This is a genomic window from Arthrobacter sp. SIMBA_036 (assembly GCF_046535135.1).
Taxonomy (GTDB): Bacteria; Actinomycetota; Actinomycetes; order Actinomycetales; family Micrococcaceae; genus Arthrobacter.
In genome coordinates, this window is the sequence record NZ_JAWRXG010000012.1 from 15,382 (window position 1) to 32,792 (window position 17,411).

Below are 17,411 nucleotides of genomic sequence, written 5' to 3' on the forward strand. Positions count from 1 at the left end.
TCCGCTCAGCTCGAGTACGCGCTGTTCTCATGCACGTAATCGTGCGTGAGGTCATTGGTCCAGATCGTGGCCTCGGCGTCGCCGGCGTTAAGGTCGATTTCCACCAGCACTTCACGGGGTTCGAGGTCCACCAGGTTGCGATCATCTCCGATCGCGCCGTTGCGGCAGATCTGTACGCCGTTCATGGCGACGTTGAGTTGATCGGCTTCAAAGACGGCGTCCGTGGTGCCCACAGCCGAGAGAACGCGACCCCAGTTGGGATCCTTGCCGAAGATGGCTGCCTTGAAGAGGTTTGAACGGGCCACGGCCCGGCTGACGATTTCCGCGTCGCGTTCACTGGCCGCGTTGAAAGTGCGGATAGCGATATCGTGGCTGGCCCCTTCTGCGTCGCCGATGAGCTTGCGAGCCAGTTCGGCGCACACCTGCGTGATTCCTTCGCCCAGCTTTTCCGTGGACGGCAGTGCCTCGGACGCGCCCGAAGACAGGAGCACCACTGTGTCATTGGTGGACATGCAGCCATCGGAGTCAGCGCGATCGAACGTGACGCGCGTGGCGTCGCGGAGCACGACGTCGAGCTCGTCAGCCGGGACCTGCGCATCGGTGGTGAGCACCACCAGCATCGTTGCCAGGCCCGGCGCCAACATGCCGGCACCCTTGGCGATGCCACCAACGGTGAACTGCTTGCCTTCAGCATCGGTTCCCGTGAAGACGGCTTCCTTTGAGACGCTGTCCGTGGTCATGATCGCAGTCGCCGCAGCAGAACCGCCGTCGTCGGACAGCTCACCGAACGCGGCCTCGACGCCCGGAAGAATCTTGTCCATGGGAAGTTGCTCGCCGATCAGGCCGGTGGAGCACACCACGACGTCGGAAGCTGAGACTCCCAGCACCTCCGCCACCTTCTCGGCGGTGGCGTGGGTGTTCTGGAAACCCTGCGGACCGGTGCAGGCGTTGGCGCCGCCGGAGTTCAGGACCACAGCGTCCACCCGGCCATCGCTGACCACTTGCCTCGACCAATGCACGGGGGCGGCGGCTACGCGGTTGGACGTGAAGACCGCGGCAGCGGCCTTGGAGGGTCCGTCGTTGACCACCAGGGCCAGATCGGGGTTGCCGGAGGCTTTGATGCCGGCTTTGATGCCTGCGGCACGGAATCCTTTGGGGGCGGTAATGGTCACGGTGCAACTCCCTGCAGGTTCAGGCCGGCGGTTTCATCCAGGCCGAGGGCAATGTTCATGGACTGCACGGCGCCGCCGGCGGTCCCCTTGGTGAGATTATCGATAGCGCACGTGACGATCACGCGGCCGGTGTGCTGATCGAACGCCAACTGCATGACCGCATGGTTTGACCCCTGCACCGACTTGGTGGTGGGCCACTGACCCTCGGGCAAAAGGTGCACGAACGGCTCGTCATCGTAAGCATCTGCCCACGCTTGGCGAAGTTCGGCTTCGCTGACACTGCGTCCTGCCTGGGACCGCACTTTGGCCGTCGCCGTGGTGAGGATACCCCTGCTCATCGGAGCCAGTGTGGGGGTGAACGAGACAGTGACCTGCTCCCCTGCCGCATTGGAAAGGCCCTGTTCAATCTCCGGAGTGTGCCGGTGTCCCCCGCCCACTCCGTACGGGCTCATGGAACCCATGACTTCGGATCCGATCAGGTTGACTTTCGCGGCCTTGCCGGCACCTGAGGTACCCGAGGCGGAAACAATGACAACATCATCCGGTTGAAGGATCCCCGAGGCGAATCCCGGCGCCAAGGCCAGCAAGGCCGACGTCGGGTAGCAGCCCGGAACAGCGATGCGGTTGGCGCCCTTGAGCGCATCCCGCTGCCCGGGGAGCTCCGGCAAGCCATAGGGCCACGTGCCCGCGTGCGCGGAACCATAGAACTTTTCCCACGCTGCGGGATCCTGCAAGCGGTGGTCCGCGCCGGCGTCGATGACCAGGGTGCCTTCCGGCAACTGGGCCGCGATCTCCGCTGAGGTGCCGTGTGGGAGTGCAAGGAACACCACATCATGACCGGAAAGGTTCTCAACCGTGGTGTCTTCCAGGATCCGGCTCGACAAACCGTGGAGATGCGGCTGCAACTCACCTAGTCTGGAACCAGCGTTGCTGTGCGCTGTAATGGCACCGATGGTGACATCCGGGTGCCCGGCCAGCAGACGAAGCACTTCCCCACCGGCGTAGCCGCTGGCGCCGGAAACGGCAACAGAAATAGTCATGAGTTCACTATACAGCAAACATATTCATGCTGTCCGATATTTATGCATTCGCCTTGGGCTGCCTATATGACGGGATAGCACGTATGCTTAGTGAAGGGTGATCAAGACCGTGCAGTCCGAACGTCGGCTGCAACGTTGCCCGTTAGCGATACGGGGCAACTCTTGCCACCCACCTCCACTTCCGAGCGCACTCCACCCCGCGGCATTCAGCCAAATCCTGTGGTCAAAAGCTATTCCGAACTCCTCAAAAGCGTGAAATCAGCGGGCCTTCTTGAACGGCGAAGCGGATTCTACATCTGGGTATTCGCGGCGCTCGTCCTGCTCATGGCCGGTACCTGGCTTGGTTTCTCCCTCTTGGGGGAATCGTGGTACCAACTCCTCATAGCCGCCGCCGTCGGCATTCTTTGCACCCAACTCAGCTTCCTGGCACACGAGGCGGGGCACAAGCAGATCTTCGCTTCCCGCCGTGCCAACGATTGGTCCGCCAGGCTCCTGGCAACTGCCGTTGCGGGGATCAGCTACTCCTGGTGGGAACAAAAACACGGCGCCCACCATAACAACCCCAACGTGATCTCCAAAGATCCTGACATCAAGAACAACCTCTTGGTCTTCCATGCGGATGCTGCGGCCGAACGCAAAGGTCGGCTGGCGTTCCTCACCAAGAAGCAGGGTTGGTTCTTTTTCCCGCTGCTGACGCTGCTGGGGTTGAGTTTGCAGTTCGACTCCCTCCGCTTCGTCTTTGGAAAGCAAACCATGCGCTATCGCTGGGTGGAGTCTCCCATCTTGATTGCCCGGCTTGTGGCTTTGCCGCTGCTGGCCTTCTCATTCCTGCCCCTCGGCATGGCCTTCGCCTTCCTTGGCGTGCAGATCATGGTTTACGGCTTTTACATGGGCGCCTCGTTCGCGCCCAACCACAAAGGGATGCCGGTCCTGCCGAAGGACAGCCGCGTGGACTTCCTTAGCCGCCAAGTCCTCACCTCCCGCAACATCTCGGGCGGGCGGTTCATGGACTTCCTCCTGGGCGGGCTGAACCGGCAGGTGGAGCACCACCTTTTTCCGGATATGGCCAGGCCCCAACTTCATCGGGCGTCGGGAATCGTCCGCGAATTCTGCGCGGCGCACTCCATTCCGTACACCGAAACCACTTTGGTGAAGTCTTACGGGATCGTAGTCAGCTACCTCAACGAGGTCGGCTTGGCCGCGGGCCGCGGTTTCGACTGTCCGGTGGCCTCGACGCACGGACGCTTCTAGTTTTTCGACGCCGGGGCCGCCAACATCCCTAGGATGGATGGAGGAACCGGGAGGAGAGACCGCCCGGCCGGGAGGAGCCACTATGACGCACGCGATCGTTGCAGGCCAAGCCGGAGGACCTGACGTCCTCACCTACACAGAGGTGGAGCCCCCCGTTCCAGGGCCGGGCCAGCTGCTGATCAAAGTGGCAGCGGTGGGCGTGAACTTTATTGACACCTACCAGCGCAGCGGAATCTACAAGGTGGAGTACCCCTTCACCCCTGGGGCCGAGGCCGCCGGCACTGTGGACGCTGTGGGAGACGGCGTCGAAGAATTCTCCGTAGGTGACCGGGTGGCCACGGCCGAAGGCATCCGGACCTACGCTGAATACGCCCTCGTCGATGCCAGCAAGGCACTGCCTGTACCGGACGGCGTCGATGACCATACAGCGGCGGCGCTCCCCCTCCAGGGAATCACAGCCCATTACCTGATGAATTCCTCTTTCCGCGTGGAACCAGGGCACAACGTCCTTCTGCATGCCGGAGCCGGCGGAGTTGGCTTGCTGCTGACCCAGCTCTTGAAAGCGCGGGGAGCCCGCGTCATCACCACAGTGTCCTCGGATGAGAAGGCCGACCTTTCCAAGCTCGCCGGCGCCGACGACGTACTCCGCTACGAGGGATTCGCCGACAAAGTCCGTGAACTTACCGACGGCGAGGGCGTGCACGTGGTCTATGACGGCGTCGGCAAAGACACGTTCGACGACTCGTTGAAGAGCCTCCGCATCCGCGGAGCCATGGTGCTCTTCGGTGCCGCGTCAGGCCCAGTGCCCCCTGTGGACCCCCAGCGCCTGAACGCAGGCGGTTCCCTGACACTGACCAGGCCCACCATGGCCCACTTCGTGCAGAATTCCCAAGAGCGCCGGTGGCGCTCAGCTGATATTTTCGACGCCGCGGCCCATGGCACCCTCGCCGTGCGGGTTGGTGCAACCTATCCGCTCGCGGAAGCAGCCCAAGCGCATAAGGACTTGGAAGGACGCCTCACCACCGGAAAAGTCCTCTTGCTCCCCTGATGGGCATGGCAGGCGAAAACCTGCACGACACGGTGTGATGACCCATATCCGTCCGACACCTCCCGTTCACCTTCCTGGGGAAAGATGGGGCCGTGAGCACTGACCATCCGGTGGCGGCCGGGCCCGCCGCTGCCCTGACCACGTCACGTCCCCAACTGCCGGGAAGCGGCGCTGCCCCTGACGAACGTACGTTGGTGGACATCCTGGAGGAGACAGCTGCGTCTTTTCCGGAGTCTTCGGCCTTGGACGACGGCCAGGAATCGCTGAGCTATCACGAACTAATGCTGGCAGTGCGCACCTTCGCGGGCACGTTGAACTCCCTGGGCCTTGGCCGGGGAGACAAGATCGGCCTCAGGATCCCCTCCGGGACCAATGAGCTGTACATCGCTATCTTGGGGACTGTCACCGCGGGCGCCGCCTACGTTCCGGTCGACGCCGACGATCCCGAAGAGCGTGCGCGGTTGGTCTTCGGGGAAGCGAAGGTCGCGGCCGTGGTGGGCGCGGGACTTGATGTCCAGCTGCGCGCTGAACCGAGGGAACCCCGGCACGGCGTTCCGGCACCTGGCGCACCCGGGTTGGAGGACGACTCGTGGATCATCTTCACCTCCGGTTCCACCGGAACGCCCAAGGGCGTGGCCGTGAAACACCGCTCCGCGGCGGCGTTCGTCGACGCTGAAGCCCGCATCTTCCTCCAATCCGATCCCATAGGACCACAGGACCGGGTCCTTGCCGGCCTGTCGGTAGCCTTCGATGCTTCGTGCGAAGAAATGTGGCTGGCGTGGCGGCACGGTGCCTGCCTGGTCCCTGCCCCGCGTGCTTTGGTACGTACAGGCATGGATCTGGGGCCGTGGCTCATCAACCACGGCATCACCGTAGTGTCCACTGTTCCCACTCTTGCCGCCCTCTGGCCCATTGAGGCACTCGAGAACGTGCGGCTCCTCATTTTCGGTGGGGAAACGTGCCCTCCCGAACTTGCCCAGCGACTTGCAGTGGACGGCCGCGAAGTGTGGAACACGTACGGGCCCACGGAGGCGACGGTGGTGGCGTGCGCTGCGCCCTTGGGCGGACCGGGCCCCGTTCGGATCGGCCTGCCACTGGACGGATGGGACCTCGCCGTCGTAAATTCCGACGGCTTGCCGGTGGCCGAAGGTGAGGTTGGCGAGCTCATTATCGGCGGTGTCGGGCTGGCCCGGTACCTGGATCCGGCCAAAGACGCGGAAAAGTACGCGCCCATGCCCACCCTCGGTTGGGACCGGGCCTACCGTTCGGGCGACCTCGTGCGCTTCGAGGTTGACGGATTGATCTTCATGGGGCGGGCGGATGAGCAGGTCAAACTGGGCGGCCGGCGTATTGAACTCGGTGAGGTGGATGCAGCATTGCAGTCCCTCCCCGGCGTGGCCGGCGCTGCTGCCGCGGTCCAAACGACGGCGGCGGGGAACCAGATCCTGGTCGGCTACTTGGCTCCGGCCGAGGGAGTCGAGCTTGACTTGGATATTGCGCGGGCGCAGCTGGGCGGCAGCCTACCTGCAGCGCTGGTTCCCCTGCTCACCATCGTGGACTCGCTGCCCACCAAGACCAGCGGCAAAGTGGACCGCCGTGCATTGCCCTGGCCGCTGGCAGGCGCCGGTGCCGCGCAAGCCCGCGAAGCCCCGCTGAACCTTCCCCCCGATGCTGCCTGGGTAGTGGAGCAATGGGAATCCGTCCTAGGGAGTCCCGTGGGATCCTTGGATGCGGACTTCTTCGCCTACGGTGGCGGATCATTGGCCGCCGCCCAGCTGGTTTCTGCGCTCCGGCTCCGCTATCCCACCATCACAGTGGCAGACATTTACGCGACCCCGCGCATTGGGGCACTGATAGACACTGCCCGCCAATCACTTCCCGAGGGCGGCACGGCCGGTCCCGCGCCGGAACGCACCGTCCGGCCCACTGCTCTGAAATCGCAAATCTTCCAAGTCCTCATGGGCGTCCCGCTCCACATCCTGGTCGGGATGCGCTGGCTGACCTTCCTCATGGCCATCAACAAACTGCTGGCGGCCTACGCCGGCTTTACGGCGACGCCAACTGTTTCCTGGTGGTGGATCGCGGCCTCATGGCTCTTGTTTGTGAGTCCCTTGGGACGCATGGGCATCTCCGTCGTCGCTGCCAGGGCGTTGTTGGGCAACAGGGTAAAGCCCGGGACTTATCCGAGATCGGGCAGGATGCACTTGCGGCTATGGCTGGCGGAGCAGATCCAGGATCTCGCTGGTGCCATCGGATTGGCGAGCGCGCCGTTCGTCCCGTACTACGCCCGCGCACTCGGCGCGAAAATCGGCAAGGACGTGCATCTGCACTCCCTCCCACCGGTGACAGGCCTGCTATCCCTGGGAACCGGTGCCAACATCGAGCCGGAGGTGGACCTCTCCGGCTGGTGGGTGGACGGAGACTCTGTCCACATCGGCCAAATACATGTAGGTGCCGGTGCAGTTGTGGGTTCCAGGAGCACGCTGATGCCAGGGGCAACCATCGGCGCAGGTGCCCACGTTGAACCAGGCTCTGCGGTGCTGGGTAAGGTCAAGGCGGGTCACCTGGTGGCCGGCTCTCCTGCTGTCCGGCGCGGGAAAGCGAAACACGATTGGCCTGAGGCCACCTCGCACAGCAGCGCCGTGGACCGCCTTTGGCTAACCGCCTTCGCAGCCGCCTCGGCGCTCCTTGCCCTGATTCCCTACCTCTCAGCATTGCTCGCGGCTCTTTTGGTCTTGGCGTTTATCCGGAACCATGACTCGTTGGAATCAGCGATTCCCCAGATCATCATGTCCGTCCCCCTGGCCGCAGTGGTGTGGTTCTTGGGCAACTTGCTCCTGATCCTCGCCACCGCCAGGCTCCTCGGGCTTGGGCTAACGGAGGGTTACCACCGGGTCAGGAGCCGTATCGGTTGGCAGGTCTGGGCAACCGAACGGCTCTTGGACATGGCCCGGGACCTGCTCTTTCCGATCTACGCCAGCCTGTTCACGCCCTTATGGTTGCGCATGCTGGGCGCGAAGGTCGGAAAGAACGTCGAGGCCTCCACTGTGCTGCTGGTCCCCCGCATGACCACAATCGGCGACGGCGCGTTCCTCGCCGATGACACCATGGTGGCGTCCTATGAACTTGGTGGCGGCTGGATGAAAATCGCACCGGCGAAGATCGGGAAACGCTCATTCCTCGGCAATTCGGGGATGATCGCCGGCGGCCGCAATGTTCCCAAAAACTCCTTGGTGGCAGTGCTGTCCGCGACTCCTGCGAAGGCAAAGTCCGGCACCTCATGGCTGGGCAGCCCGCCGGTCAGGTTGCGCCGCACCGTCGTCGGCGCCGACCAGGCGCGCACCTTCCAACCGTCGCTGAAGCTCAAGTTGGCAAGGGCGCTTTGGGAACTGTGCCGTTTGGTGCCGGTGATCCTCACGGTGGGCATCGCCGTCGGCGTCATGCTCGTCCTCGACTGGATGGCCCGCGAGTGGGGGTACTGGGCGGCAGCGCTCTTGGGCGGGGTAGTGTTGCTCGCCGCCGGCGCCGTGGCGGCCCTGAGTTCCATCGTGGCCAAGTGGGTTTTGGTGGGCACTATCCGCGCCGGTGAACAGCCGCTGTGGAGCTCGTTCATTTGGCGCAACGAAGTCGTGGACACCTTCATCGAGATGGTCAGCGCCCCCTGGTTTGCCCGCTCCGCGGCAGGAACTCCGGCATTGGTGTGGTGGCTGCGTGGTCTCGGGGCCAAGATTGGACGCGGTACCTGGTGCGAGAGCTATTGGCTCCCTGAGGGTGACCTCGTTGAATTGGGTGAAAACTCCACCGTCAACAGGGGGTGCGTCGTCCAGACCCACCTGTTCCACGACCGCGTGATGAGCCTGGACTCCGTCACGCTCGGTAAGGGTGCCACGATGGGCCCGCATGGCGTGATCCTCCCTGCGGCCAGTATCGGCGACGGCGGCACCGTGGGTCCGGCGTCGTTGGTGATGCGAGGCGAAACGGTTCCCGCCGGAACCTACTGGATGGGGAATCCGGTGAGCCCTTGGGTGGGTCCGTCTGCACAGGCTCCCCGTCTCAAGTAGATTGGGCAGACCATGACCCACCCCACCAGCTCTCCCCCGAACCCAGCGGACCCCTACGCCTTGAACCATGGCAGTACCAGTTATCGCGTCGATCGGTACGAACTGGATCTCGATGTGAGGCTGGGCTCCAACAGGCTGATCGGCAAGGCGGTCATGCTGTGCACTGCCCTGGAGCCCCTGCGGCAGGTCGTCTTGGATCTGGTGGGATTGCGGGCCAGCAAAATTCAACTGGACGGCAAGAAGCTCCAGAAGTTCAACCACCGCGCCGAACACCTGGTACTCACCCCCGCCTCCACCTTGAAACCGGGCCAGCAGTTCACGCTCGAGATCCGCTATGAGGGTAACCCGAAACCGCGAAGGGGGCTGTGGGGAGATGTGGGCTGGGAAGAATTGACCGACGGCGTGCTGGTGGCCGGACAGCCCAACGGCGCCGCCTCGTGGTTTCCCTGCAACGACCATCCCCGCAGCAAGTCGAGCTACCTGATTTCGGTTACCACGGATGAGAACTACCGCCCCGTGTGCAATGGGCGGCTTGTGTCCAGGTCCCGCAAGTCCAGCCGCGAGACCTGGGTTTATGAGCACGCCGAGCCCATGGCCACCTACCTGGCAACAGTCCAAATCGGCCGCTATCTCATGGTTTCGCTCAACCGCGACGATCACCATCACCGTGTTCCCCAATTCGCGGCCGTCACGCCTGACCTTGCAGACGCCGCGCGCAGGGGCTTGGGCCGCCAGCCGGACATGATGCGGACGTTTGAGGACTGCTTTGGACCATACCCTTTCGCCGATTACACCTCTGTGGTGACCGAGGATGAGCTCGAAATTCCACTCGAAGCACAGACGCTGTCCATCTTTGGCCGCAACCACCTGAGTGAGGCGTGGGAGGCGCAGCGCCTGATCGCCCACGAACTCTCCCACCAATGGTTTGGAAACTCGCTGACTGTCACCACTTGGAAGGACATCTGGCTCCACGAGGGATTCGCCTGCTACGCGGAATGGTTGTGGTCCGAGGAATCCAGGACCATGACCGTCGCCGACCGCGCGTCGGCGGCGTGGAAGAAGCTCGACGCCGGACCCCAGGACCTTCTGGTCGGCGACCCCGGCCCGGAGCTGATGTTTGACGATCGCGTCTACAAACGCGGAGCCTTGGCTGTCCATGCCCTGCGGGTTGCTGCCGGCGATCTAGCCTTCTTCAGTTTCCTTCAGCACTGGACCGGCGCCAACCGCCATGGCTCGATTTCAAGCGAAATGCTGGTGGAAGCTGCGGATGCTTTTATCCCGGGATTCGATGCTGCTGCGGTGCTGCGGCCATGGCTTTACGAAGCCGCGCTGCCACCCCTGCGCTAAGTGCTCAACCCAGTGCGAATGCCGCCACCAGTCCGCCCGGTAGGTCCACGCCGCCGAGGTCGGACAGGCCTGGCAGGTCGGACAGGCCTGCCAGGTCCTGGACATCCACTTCTGCGGGGTTATGCCGCAGCCCTTCCCCCGTCATTTTCAGCCACGCCTCCTTGCGCGCCCACAAGCGTGCGCGCTCGACGGCCCGTTGCACGTCAGGCACCGTCAGCAGATACCGTTGCTCGTTTTCGGTCAGGGCAACGTTATCGAAGCCGTCGAAGTCAACCCTAGCTACCGTTTCAAGGTCCACTCCCAGGCGGAGGCCCTCGGGCGGATGCACGACGCCGGCGAGTAGCACCCAGCCCGACGCCCGGGAGGCGCTGAGCGCCAGAGGTGCGGGGCCGCCGTCGAGCGTGAAACCAGGGCGGCCGTGGTCTTGACCCGGACCGCACTGCGGACAGTCGTAAGCCGGGACCAGCCTTTCGGGTTCCACGTCGAGGAGCGACCCGGCAAATTGTTGAAGGGAGATCCGGCCGGCGACAAACCCATCCCGGTCCGCAGGGTCGGCGAACCGGGACGCACGCTGGTAAGCCGGCTCCCCCAGCGCCTTGAAGATGTCATCTGGAAGGGGCACGCCACCGAGGCGGCGCAGCGCAAACACCGGCACAACACCCTCCCTCAGATCCCCGGGACCAATGGCCCCGGGGATCTTTGCCCTACTCGAGAAATATCAGCGCTGAACAGCTCCAAAGCGCTCCGCGGCGACAGCCACTGCTGCCCCGCGGGCGTCGGAAGCCTCGTCAGCGGTCAGCGTGCGGTCCTCGGCACGGAAACGCAGCCCGAAAGCGAGCGATTTCTTCCCGTCCTCAATACCCGGTCCAACGTACACGTCGAACAGTGCAACGTCCTCGAGGAGCTCCCCAGCGCCTTCACGCAGCGCGGCCAACACCTCATCCGCGGGCACACCTTCGGCAACCACCAAGGCGACGTCCTGCGTCGCAACGGGGAACCCTGAGATGTGCTTGGCAACGATCACGTCAGCGGCCGCCTCGAACAGAGCCCCTGCATTGACCTCAAAAGCCACGGAGCGAGCCGGCATGTCATGGGATGCAAGGAGCTTCGGGTGAAGCTCGCCCGCGTAACCCACCACGTCACCGTTTCGCAGCGCAAGCTGGGCGGCACGACCCGGGTGGAAGGCTTGGTGACTGCCTTGGCTTACAACCAGCTCGACGCCCAGGACGTCAGCCATGATGCGGGCAACGTCAATGGCATCGGCCCAGTCCCAAGCACGAGGCTTGTGGGTCGCCGCCGCCGGGGAATCATGGCCGGTCAGGAGGGCGCCGATGTGAAGCGGCTGGGGGGGGACGCCGTCGTACAGTTCATCAAGAACCTCATCCGTGGGCTTGACGCCCAGCGGCGGGATGGACCCGGTACCGAGCTTCTCGCCGGGGAGAAAGACCGAACCGGCCTCATACAGCGCGAGGTCCCGGAATCCGCGCGAGTGGTTTCGGCGGGCAACCTCGATGAGCCCGGGCAGGATGGAGGTCCGAAGGTATCCGTGCTCCTCGCTGATCGGGTTGGCCAGCTTCAGGGCCGGACGGGCCTGGCCCTCCACGGCAACACCGAAGGTGTCGTTTGCCGCCTTCGTAACGAAGGGGTAGGACAGCACCTCGGTCAGGCCGGCGTCCGCGAGCGCCTGGACGACCCGCCGCTTTTGCTGCTGGGTGCGGCTGAGACCGCGCCCGGGAGGGGCCACCGGCAAGGTGGCCGGGATCATGTCGTAACCGACCAGGCGGGCGATCTCCTCGGAGAGGTCGTCCTTGGTCTCGAGGTCATTGCGCCAGCTCGGAGCCGTGACCAGGTAGCCGGGGCCGCCCTTCTCAACCACTGCACCCAAGTCCTGGAGCGAGGTGGTGATCTGCTCCTCGCTGAAGTCGATGCCGATCCGCGCGGACGGGTAACCAGCCGGCAGCTCAATGGTGACGGCATCCGGCGCGGTCCCGACGTCGGTCCCGTTCTCGTCTGCGGTGCCACCAGCGAGCTCCACCAAAAGGTCGACGACGCGCTGGGCCGCGATCCCGGCGATGTGCCAGTCCACGCCACGTTCGAAGCGCTTGGAGGCCTCTGAGGGGAGCTTGTGGCGCCGGCGGGAACGGGCAATGGATACCTCGTCGAAGTGTGCCGCTTCCACCAGGATGTTCGTGGTGGAGTCCGAGACTTCAGTGTGCGCGCCGCCCATGACGCCAGCGATGCCGATGGCTCCGGAGTCGTCCGTGATCAGCAGGTCCTCGGCGTCGAGCTTGCGTTCCTTGTCATCGAGTGTGGTGATCTTCTCACCCGCGACGGCGCGGCGGACCACGATGTCGCCGGTCAGCTTGTCGAGGTCGTAGCAGTGGTTCGGTTGTCCGAGCTCAAGCATGACGTAGTTGGAGATGTCCACGGGCAGCGAAATCGACCGCACGCCGGCAAGACGCAGCCGCGCGGCCATCCATGGCGGGGTGGGCCGTGAAGGGTCCACTCCACGGACGGTTCGCGCCACGAAGCGGTCACAACCTTGCTTGCCGTAGATCGGGGCGTCGTCGTTGAGCTTCACTCCGTAACCACCGTGCAGTGAAGCAGGTGCGGTGACCCGCGATGCGGGATCCACGAACGACGTTCCGGTGGCGTGGGCGTACTCACGCGCGACGCCGCGGATGGAGAACGCGTATCCCCGGTCAGGGGTGACGTTGATCTCTGCGGCTTGGTCATACAAGCCCAGGAGTTCCATCGCGTCGGTGCCCACCTCGGGATCGAGACCAATGCGGGAAAGCACCAAAATGCCATCATGGTCATCGCCGATACCGAGTTCACGGACGGAGGCGATCATGCCGGCGGACAGGTGCCCGTACGTCTTCCGAGCCGAGATCTGGAAGTTTCCAGGCAGGACTGCTCCGGGAAGGGTGACCACAACTTTGTCACCTTCAACGAAGTTGTGCGCACCGCAGATGATGCCCTGCACGCCGGAAGGATCGATGCCCTTACCGCTGAGCGTCTGCTCCTGTCCTTCAGGCACGACGCGGACTTGGCACCAGTTGATGGTCTTGCCATTGGACTGGGGTTCCTTAACCAAGCTCAACACCTGGCCGACGACGATCGGACCGCTGAGTTCGTTCGTGGGACGGTGGACGTCCTCCTCTTCGAAACCGACCCTTACCAGGTCCGCCATGACGTCTTCGGCCGTTGCATCTGCCGGAACCTGCGCGAATTCACGCAACCAGGAAAGTGGGATACGCACTGTTAGATCTCCATCCCGAAGTGCTCGCTGAAACGTACATCGCCTTCGATCATGTCGCGCATGTCGCCGACCTCATTGCGGAACATAAGCGTCCGCTCAATGCCCATGCCGAAGGCAAAACCTGAATAGATATCCGGATCAATACCTGCCGCCCGCAGGACGTTGGAGTTGACCATGCCGCAGCCACCCCACTCGATCCAGCGCGGCCCGCCCTTGGCGCCCGGGTGCCAGATGTCCAGCTCGGCGGAGGGTTCCGTGAACGGGAAGTAGTTGGGGCGAAGCCGAATAGAAGCTTCGTCACCGAACATCTGGCGTGCGAAGTGCTCCAGCGTGCCGCGTAGATCAGCCATGCTGAGGTTCTTGTCGATAGCGAGTCCCTCGAACTGGTGGAACACCGGCGTGTGGGTTGCATCGAGTTCATCGGTGCGGAACACCTTGCCTGGGCACAGCACGTAAATGGGCACGTCCCGCTCCAACATGGAGCGAACCTGCACCGGGGAGGTGTGCGTGCGCATCACCAGATGCGCCTCAGGCGGCTCCACGAAGAATGTGTCCTGCATTTCACGCGCCGGGTGATCAGGCTTGAAGTTCAGCGCGTCGAAGTTGAACCACTCGGATTCCACCTCGGGACCTTCGGCAATTTCCCAACCCATCCCGACGAAGATGTCCGAGACACGGTCCTGCAAGGTCGACAACGGGTGCCGGGCACCGGCACGACGACGACGAGGCGCTGCCGTGACGTCGACGGTTTCCTCCACCAGGATGCGGGCGTCATTCTCCGCTTCGAGCACCTGGGTCCGGGCTGCGAGCGCTTGGTTGACACGCCCACGGGAGGAGCCCATGAGCTTGCCTGCGGCTGCCTTGTGCTCCTTGGCCAGCGAGCCAATTTCACGGTTGGCCAGGCTGAGGGGCGACTTCTCACCCGTGTGCGCGAGGCGGACGGCCTTGAGTTCTTCAAGGGAGGACGCGGCGGCAATTGCTGCGACGGCATCCTCGACGGCGGCGGTGATGGCGGCTTCGTCCAGCGGATTGGGGCTGGCAGCGCCTGGCAAAGTGTCAGTCATCTACTGTTCTTAGCTACGAGTAGGGAGCGGCCGGCAAGCCAGCCTGCAAAACGAAAAGGTAGCGCTCACCGGGTACGGCGGGCACTACCCCACAGTCTAGTAGAACGCCACAGTGGTGATTCGCCCGGGACGCGACAGCGCCGCGGAGGCTGCTTGCCGGGCGCGGCGACGACAGGTGAATGCCTTGACATTCATTCGAACATACATTCGAATAGGGGTTATGAGATGGGACGCGCAAGCACTTTCACCCGCACGTGGAACGGCACGTGAAAACGGCGGCGGGCTTCCGGGCCCTGCCCCGGCTTTGGACGCCCTGCTACCGCTGTCCGGGCTTGTGCGTTCCATCTCAACACCTGAATTCTCCGGAGTCACCTTCCATGAGGTCACCGCAAAGTCAGTGCTCAACAAGGTGCCGCCCGGTTCCAACATGCCGTTTGAATGGACGGTGAACCCTTACCGCGGCTGCAGCCACGCCTGCGTCTACTGCTTCGCACGCAAGACCCATACCTATCTGGAGTTCGACGCCGGGCGTGATTTCGATTCCCAGGTGGTGGTCAAGATCAACGCCGCGGAGGTGCTGACCCGGGAACTCGCCAAGGCTTCCTGGGCCCGGCATCAGGTAGCGCTTGGAACCAACACTGATCCGTACCAGCGCGCCGAAGGCCGGTACGCGTTGATGCCCGGAATCATCAGGGCACTCGCGGATTCGGGCACACCGTTCTCCATCTTGACCAAAGGCACCCTCCTGGCTCGCGATATTCCGCTGCTCAAGCACGCGGCAACGCAGGTTCCAGTTGACCTTGGCATCTCCTTGGCCATGACCAACGAGGACCTCGCGGAACTCATCGAGCCCGGCACCCCCTCCCCCAGGGCGCGCCTCAAACTCATCGCCCGCCTTCGCGATGCCGGTTTGGGATGCGGAGTCATGGCAATGCCCATATTGCCGTGGCTCACCGATTCGGACGCGGCCCTTGAGTCCTTATTCAGCGAATTGGCCAAGGCCGGCGCTACGGGGGTCACTGCAGGAGCCCTGTACCTCAAGCCTGGAACACGCGATTGGTACATGAAATGGCTCGCGGAGCAGCACCCGGAGTTGGTGGGGAAATATCGTCGCCTCTACGGCCAAGGCTCATACGCGTCCAAGGAATACCGCACCTGGCTGTCCCACAGAGTCAATCACTTCAAGGCAAAGTACGGCTTCACGGCCACCCACGGCTTCAGCCATCGGAACGCCCGGGCTGCCGGTGGAACCCGGCAAGGTACTGATTCCATGCCCGGAACAACTCCGCTGGGGCCAGGAGCAGGGGCTCCCCTCAACGGTCAACAGCCGCTGTTCTGAGGCCCAACAGGGATACTGCTCCAAATCACCGGGCCCTAAGCCACCGCCCCCTAAGCTAATGCGCCCACGTGGTCCAGCAACTCCATGACGATCGGCAAGTCGGCAGGAATCCAGCTGAGCCCAAGCACCTGCTCGGGATCTCCCACGGTGACCCAGCGCAGTTCATCATGATCTTCCAAGGGCCGTGGTTCGCCGACAACGAGCTCAGCGAACCAGACACGCATCACGGCCCGATCATTCAGCCGCCAACCGTGCTCCTGTCCGGAGGCCAGTTCCGTCCCCAGCCGCACCTCAACGCCCAACTCTTCGGCCAGCTCACGGTGAAGTGCTGCTTCCGGCGACTCCCCGGCTTCCACTTTGCCGCCCGGAAACTCCCACATCCCCGCGAATTGCGGAGGCGCGGTACGGCGCGCGGCCAAGAGTCGGGTCGGAGCATCCAAGGAGTCGACGACGGCTGCGCCCACCACATGTATCAGTGCAGTCACCGCAACAGTCTAGGGCCACTGCGAACCATGGGCCTTGTCACAAAGCCGCCCTTTACTCCAACGACGGGACTAGACTAGTAATCGGATTTTCTCCGCTCTCCCAGCCGGTCCGGCGCCCTCCAGAAACAGGTCTATGACTACCACTGTGTCCCCCTCCACCGTCGCCACGCGGGCAAAACGCCACCTTGGCTTGGCCATCGTGGCCTTGGCCACCGGCGGGTTCGCCATTGGAACCACAGAGTTCGCCATGATGGGACTTTTGAAGGAGATAGAAGGCGGCCTGCACATCAGCACACCTGAAGCCGGCAACCTGATTTCCGCATATGCCCTCGGCGTAGTCATCGGCGCGCCGGTGTTCGCGGCCGTCGGGGCGAAACTTCCCCGGAAACACTTGGCGCTGGGCCTGATGCTCTTCCTTTCGCTGGCGAACCTGTCCTCGTTCATAGCCCCTGATTACGGCCTCATGCTGTTCTCACGCTTTGCCTCCGGCCTCCCACACGGGGCTTTCTTCGGCGTGGCAGCAGTGATAGCCGCCGGCTTGGTCGCCCCCACCAAACGGGGCTGGGCGATCTCCATGGTCATGGCAGGCCTGACGGTCTCCAACGTGATCGGCGTGCCAGTGGCTACCTGGGTTGGCCAGACCTTCGGCTGGCGGCTGCTGTTCATCATCGTTGGCGCGATCGGGCTCCTGACCGTCGTCCTGATCTGGAAGTTCGTTCCCTTTGAAGCCGCGCATCCCGAAGCCAGCATCCGGCGCGAGCTCGGCGCCCTCAAACGCCTCCAAGTGTGGCTGGCGCTCCTGATCGGCATCATTGGTTTCGGCGGCTTCTTCGCCGTTTACACCTACATAGCTCACACGATGACCTCCGTGGCCGGCATCCCGGAAAGCCTCCTTCCCTCCGTCGTTGCCCTTTATGGACTCGGAATGGTTGCAGGCAACATCATTGGCGGGCGGATCGCAGACAAATCCGTCATGGGCACCATCTACTGGGTGATGCCCGGAATCGCAGCAGCCCTTGTGGTCTACGCGATCTCCGCCCACTGGGCGCCGGCAGCTTTCTGCATGGCGTTCGTTGTTGGCGGCACCGGCTCGATGCTCACACCAGCACTGCAAACCAGGCTTTTGGACGCAGCCCCCGGCGCCGCGTCCTTGGCATCTTCGCTGAACCACTCGGCCCTGAACGTTGCCAACGCCTTGGGAGCGTTCCTGGGCGGGACAGTCATCGCGTGGGGCTGGGGGTACACCGCTCCGGCCCTCGTAGGCGCCGTACTGGCCATGCTCGGCCTCGCCGTTGCGGTGATCAGTGGCCTGCTTGAGCGCCGGAGACCACTGGTCAGCTGA

Annotated in this window: 12 protein-coding genes; 6 read left to right on the forward strand and 6 right to left on the reverse strand. The window is 63.6% G+C overall.

The annotated features are described in order from the left end of the window. Positions 1–5 precede the first annotated feature (5 nt). Positions 6–1,172 (reverse strand): bifunctional glutamate N-acetyltransferase/amino-acid acetyltransferase ArgJ, encoded by a 1,167-nt coding sequence (gene argJ, locus SB659_RS15900; protein WP_284980047.1) that lies wholly within the window; start codon positions 1,170–1,172, stop codon positions 6–8. Further along, positions 1,169–2,212, reverse strand: coding sequence for an N-acetyl-gamma-glutamyl-phosphate reductase (gene argC / locus SB659_RS15905; protein ID WP_284980046.1), 1,044 nt, complete (start codon positions 2,210–2,212; stop codon positions 1,169–1,171). The genes argJ and argC overlap by 4 nt, the downstream gene beginning before the upstream one ends. Positions 2,213–2,374: 162 nt before the next feature. Here argC and SB659_RS15910 point away from each other — a divergent pair, with 162 nt between their 5' ends. The 4 genes from SB659_RS15910 to SB659_RS15925 all read left to right on the forward strand — a co-directional run bounded on the left by SB659_RS15910 (position 2,375) and on the right by SB659_RS15925 (position 9,919). Beyond that, a complete protein-coding gene (locus SB659_RS15910) occupies positions 2,375–3,463 on the forward strand; it encodes a fatty acid desaturase family protein (protein WP_410551124.1) in 1,089 nt (362 codons plus the stop codon). Positions 3,464–3,545: 82 nt separating this feature from the next. Then, the gene (locus SB659_RS15915; protein ID WP_410551029.1) at positions 3,546–4,511 is read left to right on the forward strand and encodes a quinone oxidoreductase family protein; all 966 of its coding nucleotides are present in this window, start codon (positions 3,546–3,548) and stop codon (positions 4,509–4,511) included. Between the two features lie 92 nt (positions 4,512–4,603). Then, positions 4,604–8,572, forward strand: a complete 3,969-nt coding sequence (locus tag SB659_RS15920) for a Pls/PosA family non-ribosomal peptide synthetase (RefSeq protein ID WP_410551030.1) — start codon at positions 4,604–4,606, stop codon at positions 8,570–8,572. 12 nt (positions 8,573–8,584) lie between these two features. Further along, positions 8,585–9,919: a M1 family metallopeptidase gene (locus SB659_RS15925; RefSeq protein ID WP_410551031.1), complete on the forward strand. Its 1,335-nt coding sequence runs from the start codon at positions 8,585–8,587 to the stop codon at positions 9,917–9,919. A gap of 4 nt (positions 9,920–9,923) precedes the next feature. Here SB659_RS15925 and SB659_RS15930 read toward each other — a convergent pair whose 3' ends face one another. From SB659_RS15930 to pheS, 3 genes are all read right to left on the reverse strand, one after another. Beyond that, positions 9,924–10,574 carry a 4'-phosphopantetheinyl transferase family protein gene (locus SB659_RS15930; protein WP_410551032.1) on the reverse strand — a complete coding sequence of 217 codons (651 nt, stop codon included), beginning with the start codon at positions 10,572–10,574 and terminating at the stop codon, positions 9,924–9,926. A 63-nt stretch (positions 10,575–10,637) separates the two neighbouring features. Next, positions 10,638–13,181, reverse strand: coding sequence for a phenylalanine--tRNA ligase subunit beta (pheT, locus tag SB659_RS15935; protein WP_410551033.1), 2,544 nt, complete (start codon positions 13,179–13,181; stop codon positions 10,638–10,640). A gap of 2 nt (positions 13,182–13,183) precedes the next feature. After that, positions 13,184–14,245 (reverse strand): phenylalanine--tRNA ligase subunit alpha, encoded by a 1,062-nt coding sequence (gene pheS / locus SB659_RS15940; RefSeq protein WP_284980039.1) that lies wholly within the window; start codon positions 14,243–14,245, stop codon positions 13,184–13,186. Positions 14,246–14,465: 220 nt separating this feature from the next. On the opposite strand from pheS, the gene SB659_RS15945 reads away from it, so the two are divergent. Continuing rightward, positions 14,466–15,584 (forward strand): Rv2578c family radical SAM protein, encoded by a 1,119-nt coding sequence (locus SB659_RS15945; RefSeq protein ID WP_410551034.1) that lies wholly within the window; start codon positions 14,466–14,468, stop codon positions 15,582–15,584. 50 nt (positions 15,585–15,634) lie between these two features. Here SB659_RS15945 and SB659_RS15950 read toward each other — a convergent pair whose 3' ends face one another. Further along, the gene (locus SB659_RS15950; protein WP_410551035.1) at positions 15,635–16,069 is read right to left on the reverse strand and encodes a (deoxy)nucleoside triphosphate pyrophosphohydrolase; all 435 of its coding nucleotides are present in this window, start codon (positions 16,067–16,069) and stop codon (positions 15,635–15,637) included. A 133-nt stretch (positions 16,070–16,202) separates the two neighbouring features. Here SB659_RS15950 and SB659_RS15955 point away from each other — a divergent pair, with 133 nt between their 5' ends. Next, the gene (locus tag SB659_RS15955; protein WP_410551036.1) at positions 16,203–17,411 is read left to right on the forward strand and encodes an MFS transporter; all 1,209 of its coding nucleotides are present in this window, start codon (positions 16,203–16,205) and stop codon (positions 17,409–17,411) included.